Raw genomic sequence first — 19,800 nt, 5'->3', positions numbered from 1 at the left:
ACTAGTATTTAATTTCGTTCCAGGTGGAAGCGTAAAAAGGGGCCACCCGATTGAGCGTTTCCTTGAGGGAAACAATGTCTACCTTGGGGCCATCAGAGAAGATATTGCGGATCTCCTCTGCTTTAGCATCAAAAAAGGTCTGAATTAAAAAGGCATTCGGACGTCTTTTAATGAGCGTTTCGAACAGGCGCATGGAACCTGAAATAACCTGTTTGCCTGTGCTGTTGTTATCTCCCAGAATATCCAGCCCTTTACGGTGATAGTTATACATGGCAATGCGATATTCCCTAAAAGTATTGGATAGCAGGTTGTCTACAAGAACAAAGCGCGTTCTGTTAGAGGTTGCAGATTGATTCCAGCCGGCAAAGTTAGTTCCCTGTGCCTGGGTCACTACCTGCTGTGCCTTTTTGAATAATTCTGTTCCCCCTTCCAGTGAAAAAGTGTCTGCATCCAGTCCCAGTATGATGTAGGCGTAATAGGCCATAACCGCAATCAGGTTAGACTCAAAGACATTTTCGTTATAGACCAGGGGTTGAAACTCTATGTAATTGAAATTGAAATCGTTGTCCTTGTAATTGAATATTGGTGTTTCGTAGGACGTATTGTAAACGGGTCTGGAGGATTGTATCTGAATATTAGCTGCAAAATTGTTGTTTTCAAACTGAGTTACCGTGATAAACATCCGGCAATTCACCTTTTCATTCTCCCTGTAAACCCTATTGGTCCACTTGGTCTTATTCACAAAGTCGTTCAGGGATCGCTCCAGGGTCTGGAAAATCTGCTGGTTGGTCTGGCTTACCTGGTCAGAATTAACGGTAACGGTACAGTTTAACTCCTGTGACCACCCCGGGAAGGTGTAAAGAAATGCAACAACTAAAATAAAATAATTACGCATGTAATCGACTGAGAATTTCGGTCCAGATATCCTGTGCTACTTCGGCCTTTGTTTTAAGTTCAAACGGTTTTTGATTGAAATTCTTATCTATAAAAGTAATTTTATTCGTTTCGCCTCCAAAACCGGCGCCCTCATCCCTTAAAGAGTTCAGTACGATGGCGTCAAGGTTCTTCTTGGCAATCTTTGATTTTGCATTTTCAAGTTCGTTATCCGTTTCTAGCGCAAATCCCACCAGGTACTGTTTCTCTTTCCTGTCCCCAAGGGTTTGCAAAATATCCGGATTGGGAACCATTTCAATGGTCAAACCCCCACACTTTTTCTTGATTTTACTGTCCGATGTGGTTTTCGGACGGAAGTCAGCCACTGCGGCTGATCCAATGACGACATCAACCTCATCGAAATAATCCAGGGCGACCTGGCACATCTCCTGAGCTGATACAACGGGAACCCTGGTAATGGATGGGTTATCCATTTGCAAATGCGTTGGTCCTGTAATCAGAATGACACCCGCTCCCAGATCTGCTGCTGCCCTTGCAAGTTCAAAACCCATGCGCCCGGTAGAATGGTTGCCCACAAAACGCACCGGATCTATGGCCTCATAGGTCGGACCCGCAGTAATGAGTACCTTTTTACCACTCAGAGGCAGACCTTCCTGTAAATGTGCAGTAATGAAGCTGATGATATCACCGGGTTCTGCCATTCTCCCTTCTCCGTGGAGACCGCTGGCCAATTCTCCCGTTCCCGCCGGGATCATGATATTACCAAAGGACTGCAATGTCTCGAATGTTTTTATAGTGCTCGGATGACGGTACATGTCAAGGTCCATAGCAGGTGCAAAGAACACGGGGCACTTTGCAGAAAGGTAGGTAGCCAGCAATAAATTATCGCAGTTGCCACCAGCCATTTTGGAGAGCGTATTGGCGGTGGCCGGGGCGATCAGCATAAGATCGGCCCAGAGGCCAAGATCCACATGATTATTCCAATCTACACTGTGCTCTTCTTTATTGACAAAATCTATAAGCACTTTGTGTTTGGATAGGGTAGCAAGGGTAAGGGGTGAAACAAAATCGCCGGCACTTGGGGTCATAATTACACGAACCTCAGCACCGGCTTTAATCAATAGGCGGACAAGAAATGTGGTTTTGTAGGCAGCTATACCTCCGGTAATACCCAACAGGATCTTTTTGCCGCCCAACATGTTATTCCCCGTCTTTCTCCGTATTCCTGTGGTAGATCTTATCCTCTAGCCATTCCAATACTGCCAGCGCATGTGGCTTTGGCAATTTCTCGTAGAACTTGGATACCTCTATCTGTTCTTTATTCTCAAAAACTTCTTCCAGACTGTCGCTGTAGGTAGCAAACTCCTCAAGCTTCTCAAGAAGTTCTTTTTTTATTTCAGCATTTATCTGAACAGCCCTTTTGGCCGTTATTGAAATCGCCTCGTAAATATTGTCGGTCGGGGCGTCAAATTCGTTCCTATTGTATGTTACAGTAGAAACGGGAGCTTTGGTATTTTTAAGATCCTTCATACTCATTTTGTAGCGTTATCTTGTTTTGTGTACGGTTTTAATTCTTCTTCAATCCTTTCGGCAAACTCCTGGGCTTCCTTAAGGTATTTCGTTTCAGGATAGTACCTGATCAGGGTTTCATAAGCTGCCTTGGCATCTTCCAGGCGTTCCTGCTTTTTGTCTTCAGTACTATTAAATGCCAGGACACTGGTGGCTTGGATTTTATAATAGTAAGCGTCTTCCCTGAATACGGATCCGGGGTTGTCCGAAATAAAATTGTCCAAGGCTGCTATAGCCGAAACATTATAATCCAGGAAGTAGGATTTTCCCAATTTGGTGAACTGCTTTGCAATTTCAAAAGCCTTCTTTTCTTTTTTAGTGGTCAATTCCCTTGCCATGGTATTGGCTTCCGGTAAATATTCTGAATCCGGATATGAGTTTATAAATCCCTGCAATTTAACCAATGCTTTATCCGTATCGGTCTGATCGAGGGAATACCTTGGCGAAAGCAAATAGTAACTCTTGGCTCCCAAAAAAGATGCCTCAGCAGCCTTTTCGCTTTTGGGGTACGACTTTACAAAACGTTCGAACTGGTACCCTGCGAAATTGTAATCTTTAATACGGAAGTATGTATCTGCAAGGAAGAACTGAACCCGCTCTCCCTGAGGTTTGCCAACAAACTTGGGCGCTATTTGTTCAAACAGGCGGTTAGCCCTTTTGTAGTCGCCTTCATTGTAGAATTTCTCAGCCAAGTCGTACTTGGGCTTGGTATCTTCGTTTTTCAGGACTTTCTGGTATTCATTGCATGAAACCAGCATCAGAAAACCTGTTAAAACGTAAAGTATTCTTGTGATTTTACAAAGCATTTTGCAAAATTAGGGATTACAGCCGGATTACAAAATAATTTAATTGATTCTAAGGTAGTTATCCTTGAGGTATTCCGGGATGACTTTATAGGAGATTTAACAACTCAGGCCTGAATTTGCTCCAGTGTCCTCACACATTCGGCTATTCGGGCCTTCAGGCTGTCAGAGGCCTCCACCAGCGGCAGCCGTACGCCTGCCCCGCACAATCCCAAAACTTCAAACATCGCTTTGATACCCGCTGGATTGCCTTCCTGAAAGATAAGGTCCATAGCTTGCAGAAGCTGTTTTTCAAGGGCTTTTGCTTCCTCCTGCTCTCCTCTCATGGCAGCTTTAATCATTGCAGTAAAAGGTTCAGGAAGCGCCTGGCCCAAAACGGAAATGACCCCATGCCCTCCATGTTCAATGGTTTCCCTGGCTGTAGCGTCATCACCTGAAATAACCATAAAACCTGCTGGCATCCCAGCCAGTATTTCCCGGATCTGCCCCATGTTACCTGAGGCCTCTTTTACACCTATGATGTTTTCAAAATCCCTCGCAAGGCGAAGTGTTGTTTCGGGAAGTATATTGCTTCCTGTGCGTCCAGGAACATTATAAAGGATAACAGGTTTGCTGCTGGCCAGCGCCAGCGCACGATAATGTTGATATATGCCCTCCTGGGTAGGCTTATTGTAGTAAGGAGAAACAGATAGGATTGCATCAAAAGGGTCCAGATTAGTCTCCTGAAACTCTTTTATAAGGGCCCTGGTGTTATTCCCTCCCATTCCAAGAACAAGCGGCAGTTGTCCCTTATTGACCTCGATAACGGTTTGAATTACAGCTTCTTTCTCTTGTTTGGAAAGGGTTACTGATTCTCCCGTTGTTCCCAGCACTACCAGGTAGTCCACACCTCCTTGAATACCGTGCCTCACCACATTGGCAAGGGCCTCAAGGTCCAGTTCCAAGTGTTCATTAAAAGGGGTTACCAAAGCCACCCCGGTTCCTGTTAACTGCTTCATGCCGATAACTCTTTTAAAACATTGAGGTATTTCCTGATCTCGTTCTTGAATAGATCAAAATCCTTTGTGGGACAATCTACAATTAGGTCGTTAAAGGTCTTATCCACTGTGGCAAAACCAACTCGTATTCTCGCCCTGGTTTTGACAGTCATCAATTGCATCATCAGGTTCTTTTCTGAATAATAATTAATTAGCACATCGTATTCCCGACTTAAAAACTCCTGTGCATAACCATTGTCTATTTCTCCGTGCCAGCCCAGGTCCTTATCCGAAAATATCGGAGTGGCATAGGGTGAATTCGTATCATAATCCCTTTTGTATCCAATAACTTTCACGGCGCTTGGCCTGAGTCCAAGTAATTCTATAAAGTCTTCAAAAGATTCTGCCCTGGGAAAAGTATCCAGATCAACGATCACTCCAACCATCTGTATCCCATTTTTTCTGCTTAAGGGATAAGGTGGATTTTCAAGCTCCTCCCTCATAAATTTAAGGGCAGATTTGTGTTTGAATCTGTCTTTTAGTCCCTTGAAAAACATGTATCTTTGGATTTCTCACAAAGGTAACCATAATCAGGGCATCTCTGACGCAAAGATAAAAAGGCAGATGAATTTATATTCCAAACTTTTTGTTGTATTTATAACAATTTGTTTACTATCCGGCTGTCGGGAAAAGCCGGTAGCACTATGGTCAATAAGCGGCCAGCGCATACCCATTACGGATTCACTTCCAGCCATTGACTCCCTGGAAGAGTTTATCCTGCCCTACCGCAACCGAGTGAATCAGGTTTTGGACAGTACCCTCGCCTATGCCCCCTATGCCATTACCAAATCAGATGGACAGTGGAACACAACTGCTGGCAATCTTATGGCCGACATTGTCCTGGAGCAGGCCGGTCCGATATTTAAGATGCGAACAGGAAAGGATTTGGATTTGGTGCTATTGAACCATGGGGGGATACGGAGTATAATTAGCCAGGGCCCTGTAACCGCGCGTACCGCCTATGAAGTAATGCCCTTTGAAAACCAGATTGCCGTAACCGAAATGAAAGGACCTGCGGTGAGGCAACTTATTAGTTTTCTGATCCGATCTGGCAGGCCCCATCCTGTAGCCGGCATGCAAATCACCCTGGACAAAAACAAGACCCTTCAGTCCGTTACTATACAAGGCAGGCCTTTTAACGAGAACCGGTCCTATTTCGTAGGCACATCAGACTATCTGGTGAAAGGCGGAGATGATATGGGCTTCTTCAGGGAGAACGATACCGTAATTACCCTGGACTATAAGATAAGAAATGCCATGATAGACTACTTTAAAAAGGTGGATACCCTCATGCCTGTTATTGATAATCGCTTTAGACAATTAAAATGATGGACAGACGAGAATTTGTTGGAAAGGCTGCAGCCGGATCTGCCTTGCTGGCCTCAGGGGGATTGGGTTTAGGAAGCTGTTCACGTAACCAGGAAAAGCACATAACCATACTGCACACCAATGATGTGCACAGCCATATTGATCCTTTTCCTTCGGATCACTCCAGAAACCCAAATATGGGAGGAGTTCCTCGCAGGGCTGCACTTGTTGAGCAAATACGAAGGGAGAATCCCAATACCCTGCTACTCGATGCAGGCGACATCTTCCAGGGTACGCCTTATTTTAATTTTTACGGAGGTGAACTCGAGTTTCGCCTGATGAGCAAAATGAGGTATGACATGGCCACCATTGGAAACCATGATTTCGACAATGGCATAGATGGACTTCTTGCCCAAATGCCCTATGCAGATTTTGAGTTGATCTCTGCCAATTACGACTTTTCGAATACCGTAATGCATGGGCTGGTTAAACCATATAGCACCAGGGTGATTGATGGCATTAAAATAGGTGTTTTTGGATTGGGCATATCCCTGCAGGGTCTGGTATTACAAGAATTATATAAGGAGACGATCTATCTTAATCCTGTGGAAATTGCCCAGGATATGAGCAGGATTTTAAGGGAGGAAGAAGGTTGCCAGCTCGTAATTGCACTTTCTCATCTGGGCCATGAGTACCGCAATCCGGACAGGCCCAGTGACGTCTTGCTCGCTTCCCAAACAGAGGGTATTGATCTGATTATTGGAGGCCATACACATACCTTCCTGGAAAGACCGGTCATAAGGCCCAACAGGCGAGATCAGCCCGTGATGATAAACCAGGTGGGCTGTTATGGTTTGTATCTCGGCAGGATCGATTTTCACTTCAGCTCCAAAAAGATCAAAAACGCCCAGGGGGTTAGTATTACGGTATAAAATCAGCGTATAATTGATTCTGGAACTTGTTCCTCCCAGGAATTATAAAGTCTGTTTTAATAAGCAATTATCCTGTATCTTTAATACAGAATCAAACTTTATATTATGATCACTGTAAATGCGTATGCAGCGGAATCCGCCGGGGCAAAACTGAAACCCTTTACCTATGAGCTTGGTCCCCTGGGAACCGAAGAAGTAGACATCAAAGTACACTATTGCGGCATATGCCATTCCGATCTAAGTATGCTTAACAATGATTGGGGGATGACGCAATACCCCTTTGTGCCGGGACATGAAGTTGTTGGAGAAGTCATTGCTGTTGGAGACGAGGTAAAATCAGTTGCGGCAGGCGATCTTGTTGGCTTGGGCTGGAATTCCGCCTCCTGCATGCATTGTCCGCAGTGCATGGGGGGCAATCACCATTTATGTGGCTCCATAGAAGGTACCATTGTAGGCAGGCATGGTGGATTTGCAGACCATGTCCGGGCCCACTGGTCATGGACCATTCCTCTGCCAAAAGGCACGGACCTTCAAAAAGCCGGTCCGCTCTTCTGTGGAGGCATCACCGTGTTCAATCCCATAATACTTGGGGAAGTGAAGCCCACCGATAAGGTTGGTGTTATCGGTATAGGGGGCCTCGGCCATATGGCACTTAAATTCCTTAATAAATGGGGCTGTGAGGTGGTGGCCTTCAGTTCCAATCCGGATAAAAAACAGCAAATTCTGGATATGGGAGCAACGAGGGTGGTCAACTCAAGGGATCCTGAAGAATTAAATTCCATTGCAGGCAGTTTGAATTTCATTCTCAACACCACCAATGTAACCCTGGACTGGGATGCGTATCTGGGGACCCTCGCACCTAAAGGCCGCCTGCACAATGTAGGAGCGGTGTTAGAACCGCTGGCGATTCCTGCATTTTCCCTGATTATGGGTGAGAAATCCGTAGCCGGAAGCCCGCTTGGAAGCCCCGCCTTAACGGCGACAATGTTAGATTTTTGTACCCGCCATGATATCTATCCCATAGTAGAAGAATTCCCGTTGGACAAGGTAAATGAGGCCATGGCTCATTTGGAGGCTGGCAAAGCCAGGTACCGTATCGTACTTAAAGTGAATTAATTACCTATCAGAACCTATTCTAGAAACATCAGACCATGAAACTCTTTCGTAACTTGAGGCAAAGTCTTATAGAGGAAGGCAAATTCCGTAAATATGTACTGTATGCCCTGGGGGAAATTTTGTTGGTAATGATAGGAATACTGCTTGCGTTCCAGGTTGACAAATGGAATGAGCAGCGCCTGAATAGAATTGAAGAGTTAAAGTACTACTCAAACCTTAAAGGGGATTTGGAACAATATCGCTACGGGTTCAATGGCCAGATTGATTACAACGGGACGCATCTGGAGATGTTTAATTATGCTCTTGAAACAAGCCTGAGTGGTGACCCGGGTAAGCAGGATACGCTTATCCAAACTATCCCTTATATGTTCAATTATTCAGATTTTGATCAGGATGGAAACATTTATGAAACCCTGGTGAATAGTGGAGATGTTAAACTTCTTTCTAACGAAAAGATAATCAAGGGTATACGGGGATTGGAATGGCGCTTTCAATACATTAACCGTATGGAGAACATTCACTGGGACATTATTCTGGATTATGTTTCCAGCTGGGCATCGGACAATATCAAATTTGCCCAAATGGAAACGGTAGATAACGAAGTCCTATATTCTTATGAATTTCAAAACATGCTGATCCTGTTAAAGCGGGTTATGGAAGAGAAAGAGATGGTTTACAAGGCAGCAATTGAAGAAATTGATTCACTGACCAATGAAATTGATATGGAAATCGAATTGAGTAAGTAAATCAGACCCTTTTTGACTTTATAACTGCTTTGACCAATTCCTCAAATTCTTTATTGAGGCCAACAGCAGGATATTCCCGATAAGCCCTTTGATACCAGTATCCTGCGTTCCACTCGTCCCCTTCCTTCCGATGCAGATAAGCATGGATCCAGTTTCCAAGTACCGTTGGAACATCCTGGGCAATACTATGGGCTTTTTCCCAATCCCCTTTACCATCGTACCAAAGTGCTTTTAAGGCTTCCGGCCATAGTGCATTCGGGTTTTCTCCTGTAAAGGATTCAACAAATGCATTGTAATTTTTTGGAATCATATTGAGAGTCCCGGATAAAATTTAATAGGTCTTCGGACATTAAAAGTAGATGCTTGTCCTAAATAGAAATGTTTTTTGAGCAGGGAACATTTACTTCGCCCACAATCACAAATACCTAACCTTTAATAAATATATGAAATCATGAAAAAAACTTTCTTATTCCTCTTTACAACGATGCTCATTCTGGGCTATTCCAACCAGCTTACTGCCCAGGAAGCGGAATCGCCTTTATGGGAAACTATCATTCTAATCCCAGATAACACCAAACTGAAGACGCTGGGAGAAAACATGAGGAAACACAATCAGAAATACCACAAAGAAGGGCCTTACCAGGCTTCTGTCTACAACATCGTTACGGGTCCTGATACAGGAAAAATGGTATGGATCATGGGGCCACTGCAGTACAGGCATCTGGATGCCAGACCCTCTGCCGGAGGACATGATGAAGACTGGAGAGACAATATCCTGACCTATGTTCGCCGTGTTCAGCAAGGGGAATACTGGGCCGGAGATATTGAGTTATCCAATACCGGCATGATGGGCGATGACCCTGGTGATTACCCTATATTGTTCACCCGATACTGGGAAATCCGTGAAGGGATGAACTTCGGGGTTCAAAACCATTTCAAAATGGTCAGCGAAACCGTAAAAGCTATGCCGGGCGAAAACCCATTTGGCATTTATGTAAATGAATTTCAACAGGGCGACATTGGCCGTCATATCGCTACTGTTTCATTCCATAAAAGCTGGACCGACTTTGAAAAATCCTGGCCATTCCCCGAGACCTTTGAAAAAGTTCACGGGGCCAATTCATGGGACCGTTTCATTAGAAACAGGGATGCCACCTTTGATAATCGATGGGATGAAATCTGGGTATACAACAAAGAGCTCAGCGGGAACTAATCGGTTTAGTCCTAGTCGGGATCTATAACATCCCCAGAAACTCATCCTCAGAAATTATAGGAATACCAAGGCTCTCCGCCTTGGTTTTCTTGCTTGGGCCCATATTTGCTCCAGCTACCACATAATCCGTTTTTGAAGAAATCGATGATACTACTTTTCCCCCATTGTCTTCTATGAGCTTCTTTAGTTCCGTACGGGAAACCTTTTCAAAAACCCCTGAAACAACAAACTTTCGTCCCTGAAGTGTGTCAGACTGTGATGACAACTGTTCTTCGGAAAGGGACATCTGCAACCCATAGGACTGCAAGCGGTTAACGATTTCCCTGTTGGTTTCATTCTCAAAAAAACGAACCACACTCTGAGCTATTCGCTCACCAATTTCGTCAACCCGTGTAAGTTCTTCTTCTGTTGCTGCCATTAGGGCGTCAATATTCTTGTAGGTACGGGCCAGTTTTTTGGCCACTGTTTCGCCTACATAGCGAATCCCAAGGGCAAACAAAACACGTTCAAACGGTATATTTACAGAGGCCGCAATTCCCTGAATTAAATTGTCAGCCGATTTTTCGGCCATACGCTCCAGGGGAAGCACATCTTCCTTTCTGAGGGTGTACAGATCGGCATAATTGGCTATTAACCCTGCATTGAACAGCAATTCTACAGTCTCAGACCCCAGGCCTTCTATATCCATAGCCTTCCGGGAAATGAAATGTTGTATCCTTCCTGTTATTTGCGTGGGGCATCCGGTGTCATTAGGACAAAAATGCTGGGCTTCGCCAGGCTTTCTAACCAATTCCGTATTACATTCAGGACAGTGGGTTATGTATTCCGTAGGTTGTGAATCTTTAGGGCGCTTATTCAGGTCAACCGCCGTGATTTTTGGTATAATCTCACCTCCTTTTTCTACAAATACCGTATCTCCCTCCCGTATATCCAGTTTGGCAATTTGATCGGCATTGTGGAGGGAAGCCCTTTTAACCGTGGTACCTGCGAGCAAAACCGGTTCCAGGTTGGCCACCGGGGTGATGGCCCCAGTACGTCCTACCTGATAAGTGATCTTATTCAGTACGGTAACGGCCTGTTCGGCCTGGAATTTATACGCCAGAGCCCATCTCGGGGATTTTGCCGTGTAGCCCAGTTCTTCCTGTTGCTGTAAACTATTGACTTTTATTACCACCCCATCGGTCTCATAAGGCAGATCATGCCGCTTTTGCTCCCAGCGATCCACAAAGGCCATAACTTCTTCCGTACTGTAACACAATTGGGCTGTATCCGGCACTTTGAAGCCCCATTCCCTGGACTTTTCCAACATTTCAAACTGGGTCTTTACCCCAAGGTGCTGGCCTGCCAAACCATATAAAAGGCAATCCAGCGGGCGTTCTGCCACCAGCGCACTGTCCTGTAACTTCAGACTGCCGGATGCCGTATTCCTGGGGTTCATATAAGGATCCTCACCAGCAGCGACGCGTTCCCGGTTCATTTGCTCAAACCCGGCAATAGGAAGGATAATCTCTCCGCGGATATCAAACTTTTCCGGGTAATCTCCCTTCAGTTTTAAGGGAATTGACCTTATGGTTTTTACATTGGTGGTGACATCATCTCCCTGGAAGCCATCACCTCTGGTCAATGCACGAAGCAATTCACCCTTTTCGTATGTAAGGCTTATGGATGCCCCATCGTATTTCAGCTCACAGGTAAAGGTCACCTCAACGTCTCCCAAAATCCGTTGAATCCTCTTTTCCCAATCCAATAGCTCTTCGCGTGAATAGGAATTATCAAGGGAAAACATCCGGTATTCATGAACTACAGTTTCGAAGTTTTTAGTCACCTGTCCTCCTACCCGTTGAGATGGGGAGTTGGGGTCGAAGTATTCCGGATTCTCATTTTCCAGCTTCTGCAGTTCTTTGAGTTTCATATCGAACTCATAGTCGCTAATAACAGGCTGGTCCAGGACGTAGTAACGATAATTGTGTTCGTGAAGTTCTTTGCGCAGTGTTTCAATAGTATCTTTTATGCTCATAATAATAGGTGCCTTTCCCTGCCTGCTTACGGCATTTCAATATTAGTCTCCAGGACGAAAATATCAAAGTGTTTTACCATTAAATACCGCTTTAACCATACGGTCTTTACCAAAGAGGTCTGGTTTTAATTCTATATGCTTATAATCCTTTTCCTTAAGCAATTGGACCACCTCATTGCCCAGGTATTGGTTTATCTCAAGATAAAGCTGTCCTCCCTGCTTTAAATTCTTTCTGCCAAAATTTGCTATACATTCATAAAACAAGAGCGGGGCCTCATCCGGCACAAACAGTGCTTGCCAGGGTTCGTATTTTTTAACATTGTTCTTCATCTCCCTGCTTTCTGATATCCGAACATAGGGTGGGTTGGATACAATAATATTAAAAGATCTGTCCAGTGAATTAAGTTTTCTGATATCCCCTGAAATGAATTTGACATCAACCTGGTTTGCCCTTGCGTTAATCTCTGCGAGATCCAGTGCCTGCTGTGAAATATCAAGGGCATAGACCTGTGATTGGGGCAGCTGACTGGCCAGGCTTATAGCGATATTACCGCTACCTGTTCCAATATCGAGTATATTCAGCTTTTGTTTTTTATCTCCTAAACCTTCCAGTATCCAGCGAATCAAATCTTCTGTCTCCGGCCTTGGAATCAATACATTGGCATTTACTTTAAAATCTAACCCAAAAAAGTGTGCGCTTCCCGTTATGTACTGAACAGGCTCTTCTTCAAGCAAACGCGCCAGTGCCTCGATGAGGGGTTGCTCCTCTTTTTTGGTAAGGCTGAAGCCAGGCTGCAAGGCAAGTACAAAGCGTCCAATCCCGTGATAATATTCCAGCAGAATATCCAGAATACTATCTATTTCTGAAACCGGATAAATTGCTTCCAGTTCCTTATGATACAGCTTTCTCAATTCTCGCAACAACATCTATCCCGGTTTTTGGATCCTCTTCAGGGTAATGGATAAAACACCTGTGAACATTCATGGTGAATATCCTATTTTTGCCAGGTGAAGATACACGAAAAATACATGGCCAGATGCATTGAAATTGCGAAAAACGCCATGGGTTCTGCCCTTCCCAACCCCATGGTAGGAGCCGTAATTGTTCACAAGGATTCCATTATAGGCGAAGGTTTTACCAATGCATTTGGCGGGCCGCATGCAGAGGTAAATGCGATTAATTCAGTAAGGGATAAGGCACTGCTGGCAGAATCTACATTATATGTTACCCTGGAGCCTTGCTCCCATCACGGTAAAACACCTCCCTGTACGGATTTAATTATTAAACATGGAATACCCACCGTGGTTATTGGAACTAAGGATCCTCACGAAAAGGTTGCCGGCGTGGGGTTTAAGTTATTAAAGAAAAGTGGATGCAAGGTGGTCATGGGAATACTGGAAGAGGACTGCCGGCTCCACCACTGCAGGTTCCTTACCTATCACGAAAAGAAACGGCCCTATGTAATACTGAAATGGGCTGAAAGTGCAGATGGGTACCTTGCCCCCGCGCAGGATCTCAGGGATTCAGACCCCCAACCCTATTGGATCAGTTCAAATGCTTCAAGGCAGTTGGTTCATAAATGGAGGAGCGAGGAACAAGCTGTACTGGTTGGAACGAATACAGCCCTTAAAGACAACCCTTCCCTTACGACAAGAAACTGGAAGGGTAAAAATCCACTGCGGGTGCTTTTGGACAGAAAACTCAGGGTGCCAGAGCACTATAGAATCCTGAAGGGTGATACACTTACCCTGATACTAACCCAAATGGACAGCCCCTGGGACAACCACCCTGGAAATCAATATATTAAGATTCCTAAAAATGAATTTCACGCCAAAGGCATACTTGAAGTGCTATGGAAACAGGGTATAGCCAGTGTAATCGTCGAAGGCGGCAGAAAGGTGCTTGATCTGTTTTTGGATGAAAATTTATGGGATGAAGCCCGGATTTTTAGAGGGCCTGTGACCTTCGGAAATGGCCTGAAAGCCCCGGATATGGATGCAAATAATGAGCAAATTCATGAAATTGGACCCGATCAGTTAAAAATCATCTACAATGATTAAAAACATCATCTTTGATTTTGGAGATATATTTATCAATCTGGACAAGGCTGCGACCCTGAGGGAGCTTAACCAGTTGGGAATGTCTGAGCCTGATCCTGAATTAATGCATTTATTCCTGGCCTATGAAAAAGGTAGTTTCTCTACTGCCTCATTCCTGGAACGTGTTAAGCCTTTTTTTCCAAATGTAGAGGACCGGCAGCTCATATCTGCATGGAATGCAATCCTGCTGGACTTCCCGGATTATCGCCTGGAATTTTTGGAAGCTCTCGCCAGGAGCAATTCATACCGGATGTTCCTGCTAAGCAACACCAATGAACTGCATATGACATATGTAAAGGAATCTTTGGGTAATAGTCACTTCAGCAGGTTTGCCAATTGTTTCGAATCGGTCTGCCTGTCACACGAAATGCAAATGAGAAAGCCGGAGCCTGAAATATTCCGGTATATGCTTGAACGGTTTGAGTTGCAGCCGAACGAAACTTTTTTTGTAGATGATAATCTGGAGAATACCCAATCTGCAGCCGGTCTGGGTATCCGCGTCTGGCATCTCAACCCCGGGATAGAAGACATTGTAGATCTGAGTAAAAAACTGTCGGATGCTTGATCTCCTCCTCAGCATACTTTGTTCCAGTTTCATTTTTGTGGTTTTCAAGCTATATGCTGTCCACAGGGTAGAAACTTTGTACGCTATCATTGTTAACTACCTCACTGCCTGCCTTGTGGGATTGTTATTCTACCGGGGAGAAATAAGCTTACTGGAAATACCTTCAACAAGCTGGTTCCCGGTAACCCTGATTTTAGGGGTACTTTTCATCCTGATCTTTAACCTGATGGCCAGGACCTCACAGGTTATGGGCGTATCCGTAGCCTCAGTGGCTACAAAAATGTCTCTGGTCATTCCGGTAATTTTAGGAATACTTGTTTACAGAGAACAACTTGGCTGGTTAAAATGGCTGGGGATTGCGCTAGCCCTGGGGGCTGTTATTTTAACCTCCATGAAAGACAAAACCCCGCAGACTTTAAACAGCCACAGCCTGTGGCTTCCCCTTCTGGTTTTTCTGGGATCGGGAATCATTGATTCTAGCATAAAGTACCTGCAGGAATACCATGTGGGCGAGGCTGAATTTTCCCTGCTTTCGGCCACTATTTTCGCATCTGCGGCCTTCAGTGGAGTATTGTTCGTGCTCTTTAAAAAGGGCACAGTTGCCTTTGCGTTTAATTTTCGAAATATTCTCGGAGGAGTTGCCCTTGGGGTACCCAACTTCTTTTCCATTTATTTCCTGCTCAGGGCCCTGCAAAATAATTTCCTAAACAGTGCCTCCATATTTACGCTGAACAATGTTGCTATTGTAATGCTAACCACTCTGCTTGGCATTGCTTTGTTCAGGGAACAGATCAGCATTAGAAATTGGGGAGGTATTGCGTTGGCAGTAACCAGTATAATTCTCATTGCCCTTTTCTAATGTCTGATGAAACAGGAACATACCGAATGCTCAGGGAGCCTGTTGAACAGGTAATTTTTAAAGAACGTAAAAGCAAGTTCATTGGATATGCATATCCAGTTCGTTCCGAGCAGGAAATTAGTGCTCACCTGGAAGAACTGAAACAGCGATATGCAGATGCCAATCATATCTGCTATGCCTGGAAATTAGGGGTAAGTGATCCTACTTATCGGGTTCAGGACGATGGTGAGCCCAGAAATTCGGCCGGTGTTCCCATTTACGGACAAATCAATTCTTTGGAATTAACCAATATTGTTGTTTTTGTGGTGCGGTATTTTGGAGGGGTTAAATTGGGGGTAGGCGGACTTATCTCAGCGTACAGGGAGACTGCCCGAAGTACCCTTGAAGAGGGAAAGGTGCAGGAACTATCTGTTAGCTGCGGATATCGGCTAACTTTTAATTATTCCCAAATGAATGCGGTGGAGCGGTTGATCAGCAGAATGGAGCTGGAAGTTGTAAAACGAGACCTGCAGGAGGAAGCATTATTTGTTGTAGAAGTACCATTAAGCAAAAAATCAAGGTTTTTGGAAGCTATTCATTCCTTCTATAAGGTAGATGTGGATGAGGTGACAGAAAACTAGCACTTCTCTCACAGCGAATTCTCATTTTAGATTTAATTTGTCCAGGAGGTATTGCGGGCAACGGGTGGGCCTGTTCGTTTCTTTATCCATAAACGCCAAAACTGTATTTGCAGTAGCCAATAATTCATCATTTTCATTGTATATCTCATAGTCAAATTCTATCCTGACTACAGGGCTGGATTTCAGGCGGGTTACCACCCTGATCCGGTCGTCATAAACCGCTGATTTTTTAAAATTTATGTGCAGTAATATCACGGGTAGGATTAGGCCGGATTCTTCCATTTTTTTGTAGGAAATTCCCAACGCCCGCAACCATTCAACCCGTCCCATCTCCAGATATTGCGCATAATTGCCGTGGTAGACCACTCCCATCTGGTCTGTTTCACCATAACGTACGCGCAAAGAAATTTCGTTTTGAAACATGAATATTCGGTTAAAAACTTTATCTTTAAGAGTTATCGAAAAATGGGCTGGGAACATGCGAAAAAAAAACAATAAATTCAACCCTATTTGATTTTTTTTTTAGCTTTTTTGTTCACATATTTGTCCATCTATGTGAGAGCTTTTCGAGCTCTTTTTTTGACCAGCTAACTTAAGTCACTAACCAACACAAACCGGGTTCTATAAAATGAGTGTTTCTGCTAATTCCGTTTGGAAAAATTGCTTGGCTTTTATCCAGGACAATATCCAACCGCAGGCATTCAAGACTTGGTTCGAGCCCATAAAACCGATAAAGCTTGCGGAAAATGTACTGAGCATTGAAGTGCCCAGCAAATTTTTCTACGAGTGGCTGGAAGAGCACTATGTAAAATTATTAAAAGTAGCGCTTACCAAAGAGCTCGGCGAACAGGCCAAGCTGGTGTACATTATTAAAATGGAAAACACCTACGGTAACCGGGAACCTTTCACCGAACGGATTCCAAGCGCAAATCGGGGCCAGGTTTCCCCACAGGAGATGGATGTACCTATAAAATCTAAAAATCCGGAGTTAAAGAATCCTTTTGTGATTCCGGGGATTCGGAACATTAAGATAGAATCCCAGCTCAATCCCAATTACAGTTTTGACAATTTTCTCGAAGGGGACTCAAACCGGCTGGCCCGGTCTGCAGGACTTGCTGTTGCCAACAAACCAGGGGGCACCTCCTTTAACCCACTTTTGATTTTTGGCGGGGTAGGACTTGGTAAGACTCACCTTGCTCACGCGATCGGTATTGAAATCAAAGACAAATACCCGGAAAGGACAGTATTGTACATCTCGGCGGAGAAATTTACCCAGCAGTATATTGAGTCAGTAAAAAAGAATACCCGGAACGATTTTATCCACTTTTATCAACTGATCGATGTACTGATCATAGATGACGTGCAATTCTTCTCGGGAAAATCGGGTACACAGGATGTTTTCTTCCACATATTCAACCACTTGCATCAGAATGGCAAGCAGGTAATCCTTACCTCAGACAAGGCTCCCGTGGATATGCAGGATATTGAACAACGACTTCTGTCTCGCTTTAAATGGGGGCTATCTGCAGAACTACAGAGTCCGGATTATGAAACCCGCATTTCCATCCTGAAAAACAAGTTATACCGGGATGGTGTAGAAATGCCGGATGAAATCGTGGAATATGTTGCCAAGCACATCAAAACAAATATCCGCGAACTGGAAGGGGCTATTATTTCCCTTATTGCCCAATCATCATTCAATAAAAAAGAAGTGACCCTTGACCTTGCAAGGCAGGTTGTGGAAAAATTCGTCAAGAATACCAAAAGGGAAGTTTCTATAGACTACATTCAAAAAGTAGTTTCGGATTACTTTGAAATGGATGTGGCTACATTACAGTCCAAGACCAGAAAACGCCATATTGTTCAGGCGAGGCAGCTGGCCATGTTCTTTGCGAAAAAATTCACCAAGGCCTCACTGGCCAGCATTGGATCTCAAATTGGGAAGCGTGACCATGCCACTGTACTACATGCCTGTAAAACAGTAGATAACCTGGCAGAAACCGATAAGCAATTCCGGAAGTACATAGAAGACTTAACCAAGAAATTTTCCTGATATTCAAATGAAAACCAAGGTGTTAATGGTGTGTCTCGGGAATATTTGCCGATCGCCATTGGCTGAAGGTATTCTTAGATCCAAGATAGACACCTCAATTGTTGAAGTTGATTCGGCAGGAACAGCAGGTTATCATATTGGAAATCCACCAGATCCCAGGTCTGTTGCGGTAGCGAGGAAATACCAGATTGACATTTCTGGTCAGCGTTGCCGTCGTTTTGTAAGGGAAGATTTTGAACGATTTGATCACATATTTGTTATGGACCAAAGCAATTACCAGGACGTAATAGAGCTAGCGGCAGAAAGTGAGCATTATGAAAAGGTAAAATTGCTACTTGAAGAAATTGAAGCAGGACCTTCAGAAGTCCCGGACCCCTATTACGGAGGCGATTCAGGTTTCGAATACGTTTTTGACCTGATAGACAAGGCTTGTGATGCGCTGGCCATAAGATTACGACAGTATTAAATGGAATTTCCGGAAGCATACGGTAACTTATACCTGATTCCCTCTACCCTGGGGGAAAACGAACCTTTGGAAGTGTTGCCCATCTCCTTAAAAAGCACCATTGAGGCAATTGACCATTATATCGTTGAAAATGAAAAATCTGCCAGGCGATTTATCAAAAAAGTAAGCCCTAGAAAGTCCCAGCCCGATTTGAATATTCAGGTGCTGAATAAATACACAGACCCCGCGAGCCTGCCTTCCCTTCTGGACCCATGTCTTGAAGGTTTTGATATGGGCATACTCTCTGAAGCAGGCTGCCCCGGAATTGCAGATCCTGGTGCAGATGTGGTACGTCTGGCTCATCAGTTGAATATACGGGTGATCCCTCTTGTAGGCCCGTCATCAATAATCCTGGCCCTCATGGCCAGTGGCTTAAATGGGCAGTCGTTTGCCTTTAACGGCTACCTCCCAATTGAAGCGGTAGATCGCAAACGAGCGATTAAAAATGTGGAAAAACATGCCCGCAATAGTGGACAGGCACAAATCTTTATCGAAACGCCTTACCGGAATGAGAAGTTGATGGAAGAATTCCTCAGGACGCTTTCCGGAGACACCCTGCTTTGCCTTGCTGTTGACCTTACCTTGCCCTCGGAATTGATCCTAACGCGTACGGTTTCGGAGTGGAAACAGGATAAGTTGCCGGATCTGCACAAAAGGCCTGCTATCTTTATAGTCCAGGCATAAAAAAAGCCCTGAAATAACTTCCAGGGCCCTGCGATTAAAAAACCATAATGTAATTAGACTTTGGGATTGCGCTGGGGCAGTACAACAGACACATCGTATCCCGAAAACTTTTTAATGTAGTCGCCAATGGACGTACCATAGGCATCCTCTACATCAATAGCACCATAAGATCTAAGGTACTTCTTAACGTTTCCGGCACCAGCCAGGTGCGCTGCGGCCAGGATCCCCGATTCGGTAATTTCTACTCCCTTGATTTTCTTACCTACAAAACGGTTGATGTCCCTTCTCAGGATCCATTTGTTGCGGGCAATGTTGGTACGAAATACCCTTTCCTGCAAGCTGGGATCGTTGAGAAACTGTGTAGCGTTATAAACGCCCATCAACTGTAAGGTCCCAATTCCAAATTGATATTTACCCAGGTAGCCTAAAGTGTTCGTAATAAAGTAGTTTCCTTGCGATTCTTTAAAAGCAAGGGCTTCTTTGAAACCAATGTAGGAACTACCAATAAATGGAGGAACTACCAAGTTGGGTTGGGAAACGATTTTGTTCTTGGGAAACAAAACCAAAGTAGGTTCTTTGACTTTTAGCGATTCTGGTACTTCTACCGTTCTACGGTTGTGAAATCCAAATCCCGCTAAAACAAAAATCATGGTAAGCAGACCGAATGTGCTTAGCCATCTTTTCATATAGGTGTTTTCTTAAGACTGACGTTCAGATAAACTGATCTGCTTAAATTTCACGGTACAAAGATACGCCCGATTTGAAAATTAGTGTCAAAA

Annotated in this window: 23 protein-coding genes; 12 read left to right on the top strand and 11 right to left on the bottom strand. The window is 44.3% G+C overall.

From position 1 onward, the window contains the following. Position 1: 1 nt before the first annotated feature. From porD to OO016_RS07175, 6 genes are all read right to left on the bottom strand, one after another. Entirely contained in the window at positions 2-895 is an 894-nt protein-coding gene (gene porD / locus OO016_RS07200) for a type IX secretion system protein PorD (RefSeq protein ID WP_266012018.1), read from the bottom strand. Next, positions 888-2,093: a bifunctional phosphopantothenoylcysteine decarboxylase/phosphopantothenate--cysteine ligase CoaBC gene (gene coaBC, locus OO016_RS07195; protein ID WP_266012017.1), complete on the bottom strand. Its 1,206-nt coding sequence runs from the start codon at positions 2,091-2,093 to the stop codon at positions 888-890. Before coaBC ends, porD begins: the two co-directional genes overlap by 8 nt. Position 2,094: 1 nt before the next feature. Beyond that, complete coding sequence (locus OO016_RS07190; protein WP_439649309.1) at positions 2,095-2,430, bottom strand: DNA-directed RNA polymerase subunit omega; 336 nt, start codon at positions 2,428-2,430, stop codon at positions 2,095-2,097. Continuing rightward, the gene (locus OO016_RS07185) at positions 2,427-3,269 is read right to left on the bottom strand and encodes an outer membrane protein assembly factor BamD (protein WP_266012015.1); all 843 of its coding nucleotides are present in this window, start codon (positions 3,267-3,269) and stop codon (positions 2,427-2,429) included. Before OO016_RS07185 ends, OO016_RS07190 begins: the two co-directional genes overlap by 4 nt. Before the next feature lie 104 nt (positions 3,270-3,373). After that, positions 3,374-4,264 (bottom strand): 4-hydroxy-tetrahydrodipicolinate synthase, encoded by an 891-nt coding sequence (gene dapA, locus OO016_RS07180; RefSeq protein ID WP_266012014.1) that lies wholly within the window; start codon positions 4,262-4,264, stop codon positions 3,374-3,376. Next, positions 4,261-4,800 carry a DUF6913 domain-containing protein gene (locus OO016_RS07175; protein ID WP_439649308.1) on the bottom strand — a complete coding sequence of 180 codons (540 nt, stop codon included), beginning with the start codon at positions 4,798-4,800 and terminating at the stop codon, positions 4,261-4,263. Before OO016_RS07175 ends, dapA begins: the two co-directional genes overlap by 4 nt. A gap of 67 nt (positions 4,801-4,867) precedes the next feature. Between OO016_RS07175 and OO016_RS07170 the strand changes: the two genes are divergently transcribed. The 4 genes from OO016_RS07170 (at position 4,868) to OO016_RS07155 (ending at position 8,405) form a co-directional block, all read left to right on the top strand. Then, positions 4,868-5,632 carry a 5'-nucleotidase C-terminal domain-containing protein gene (locus OO016_RS07170; protein WP_266012012.1) on the top strand — a complete coding sequence of 255 codons (765 nt, stop codon included), beginning with the start codon at positions 4,868-4,870 and terminating at the stop codon, positions 5,630-5,632. Continuing rightward, positions 5,632-6,543 (top strand): bifunctional metallophosphatase/5'-nucleotidase, encoded by a 912-nt coding sequence (locus OO016_RS07165; RefSeq protein ID WP_266012943.1) that lies wholly within the window; start codon positions 5,632-5,634, stop codon positions 6,541-6,543. Before OO016_RS07170 ends, OO016_RS07165 begins: the two co-directional genes overlap by 1 nt. A gap of 105 nt (positions 6,544-6,648) precedes the next feature. After that, positions 6,649-7,659, top strand: coding sequence for an NADPH-dependent aldehyde reductase Ahr (ahr, locus tag OO016_RS07160; RefSeq protein ID WP_266012011.1), 1,011 nt, complete (start codon positions 6,649-6,651; stop codon positions 7,657-7,659). 35 nt (positions 7,660-7,694) lie between these two features. Beyond that, positions 7,695-8,405: a DUF6090 family protein gene (locus OO016_RS07155; protein ID WP_266012010.1), complete on the top strand. Its 711-nt coding sequence runs from the start codon at positions 7,695-7,697 to the stop codon at positions 8,403-8,405. Position 8,406: 1 nt separating this feature from the next. Here the strand turns inward: OO016_RS07155 and OO016_RS07150 are convergent, their stop codons facing one another. After that, positions 8,407-8,715: a hypothetical protein gene (locus OO016_RS07150; protein WP_266012009.1), complete on the bottom strand. Its 309-nt coding sequence runs from the start codon at positions 8,713-8,715 to the stop codon at positions 8,407-8,409. Between the two features lie 141 nt (positions 8,716-8,856). Between OO016_RS07150 and OO016_RS07145 the strand changes: the two genes are divergently transcribed. Then, entirely contained in the window at positions 8,857-9,618 is a 762-nt protein-coding gene (locus OO016_RS07145; protein WP_266012008.1) for a hypothetical protein, read from the top strand. A gap of 22 nt (positions 9,619-9,640) precedes the next feature. On the opposite strand, the gene ligA is transcribed toward OO016_RS07145, so the two are convergent. Both ligA and prmC read right to left on the bottom strand, forming a co-directional pair. Beyond that, on the bottom strand, positions 9,641-11,635 hold the full coding sequence (gene ligA / locus OO016_RS07140) for an NAD-dependent DNA ligase LigA (RefSeq protein WP_266012007.1): 1,995 nt from the start codon (positions 11,633-11,635) through the stop codon (positions 9,641-9,643). A gap of 63 nt (positions 11,636-11,698) precedes the next feature. Further along, a complete protein-coding gene (gene prmC, locus OO016_RS07135) occupies positions 11,699-12,562 on the bottom strand; it encodes a peptide chain release factor N(5)-glutamine methyltransferase (protein WP_266012006.1) in 864 nt (287 codons plus the stop codon). 81 nt (positions 12,563-12,643) lie between these two features. Here prmC and ribD point away from each other — a divergent pair, with 81 nt between their 5' ends. Genes ribD through OO016_RS07115 form a run of 4 tightly spaced genes read left to right on the top strand, consistent with a single transcriptional unit; the run spans position 12,644 to position 15,779 of the window. Continuing rightward, positions 12,644-13,696, top strand: a complete 1,053-nt coding sequence (gene ribD, locus OO016_RS07130) for a bifunctional diaminohydroxyphosphoribosylaminopyrimidine deaminase/5-amino-6-(5-phosphoribosylamino)uracil reductase RibD (protein WP_266012005.1) — start codon at positions 12,644-12,646, stop codon at positions 13,694-13,696. After that, entirely contained in the window at positions 13,689-14,300 is a 612-nt protein-coding gene (locus tag OO016_RS07125; protein WP_266012004.1) for an HAD family hydrolase, read from the top strand. The genes ribD and OO016_RS07125 overlap by 8 nt, the downstream gene beginning before the upstream one ends. Next, positions 14,293-15,159, top strand: coding sequence for an EamA family transporter (locus tag OO016_RS07120; RefSeq protein ID WP_266012003.1), 867 nt, complete (start codon positions 14,293-14,295; stop codon positions 15,157-15,159). The genes OO016_RS07125 and OO016_RS07120 overlap by 8 nt, the downstream gene beginning before the upstream one ends. After that, positions 15,159-15,779 (top strand): IMPACT family protein, encoded by a 621-nt coding sequence (locus OO016_RS07115; RefSeq protein WP_266012002.1) that lies wholly within the window; start codon positions 15,159-15,161, stop codon positions 15,777-15,779. Before OO016_RS07120 ends, OO016_RS07115 begins: the two co-directional genes overlap by 1 nt. Before the next feature lie 21 nt (positions 15,780-15,800). Here OO016_RS07115 and OO016_RS07110 read toward each other — a convergent pair whose 3' ends face one another. Then, entirely contained in the window at positions 15,801-16,202 is a 402-nt protein-coding gene (locus OO016_RS07110; RefSeq protein ID WP_266012001.1) for an acyl-CoA thioesterase, read from the bottom strand. Positions 16,203-16,407: 205 nt separating this feature from the next. On the opposite strand from OO016_RS07110, the gene dnaA reads away from it, so the two are divergent. Genes dnaA through OO016_RS07095 form a run of 3 tightly spaced genes read left to right on the top strand, consistent with a single transcriptional unit; the run spans position 16,408 to position 19,021 of the window. Next, positions 16,408-17,832: a chromosomal replication initiator protein DnaA gene (gene dnaA / locus OO016_RS07105; RefSeq protein WP_266012000.1), complete on the top strand. Its 1,425-nt coding sequence runs from the start codon at positions 16,408-16,410 to the stop codon at positions 17,830-17,832. Between the two features lie 7 nt (positions 17,833-17,839). Next, positions 17,840-18,298, top strand: coding sequence for a low molecular weight protein-tyrosine-phosphatase (locus tag OO016_RS07100; RefSeq protein ID WP_266011999.1), 459 nt, complete (start codon positions 17,840-17,842; stop codon positions 18,296-18,298). Further along, positions 18,299-19,021, top strand: a complete 723-nt coding sequence (locus OO016_RS07095) for an SAM-dependent methyltransferase (RefSeq protein ID WP_266011998.1) — start codon at positions 18,299-18,301, stop codon at positions 19,019-19,021. It abuts the gene before it with no gap. 53 nt (positions 19,022-19,074) lie between these two features. Here OO016_RS07095 and OO016_RS07090 read toward each other — a convergent pair whose 3' ends face one another. Further along, on the bottom strand, positions 19,075-19,707 hold the full coding sequence (locus OO016_RS07090) for an LPS-assembly lipoprotein LptE (protein ID WP_266011997.1): 633 nt from the start codon (positions 19,705-19,707) through the stop codon (positions 19,075-19,077). Positions 19,708-19,800: the final 93 nt, after the last annotated feature.

This window comes from Lentiprolixibacter aurantiacus, from assembly GCF_026241225.1.
GTDB classification, from domain to species: Bacteria; Bacteroidota; Bacteroidia; order Flavobacteriales; family Flavobacteriaceae; genus Lentiprolixibacter; species Lentiprolixibacter aurantiacus.
The sequence above is the reverse complement of the archived record's forward strand: the minus strand, read 5'-3'. Positions and strand labels throughout refer to the sequence as shown.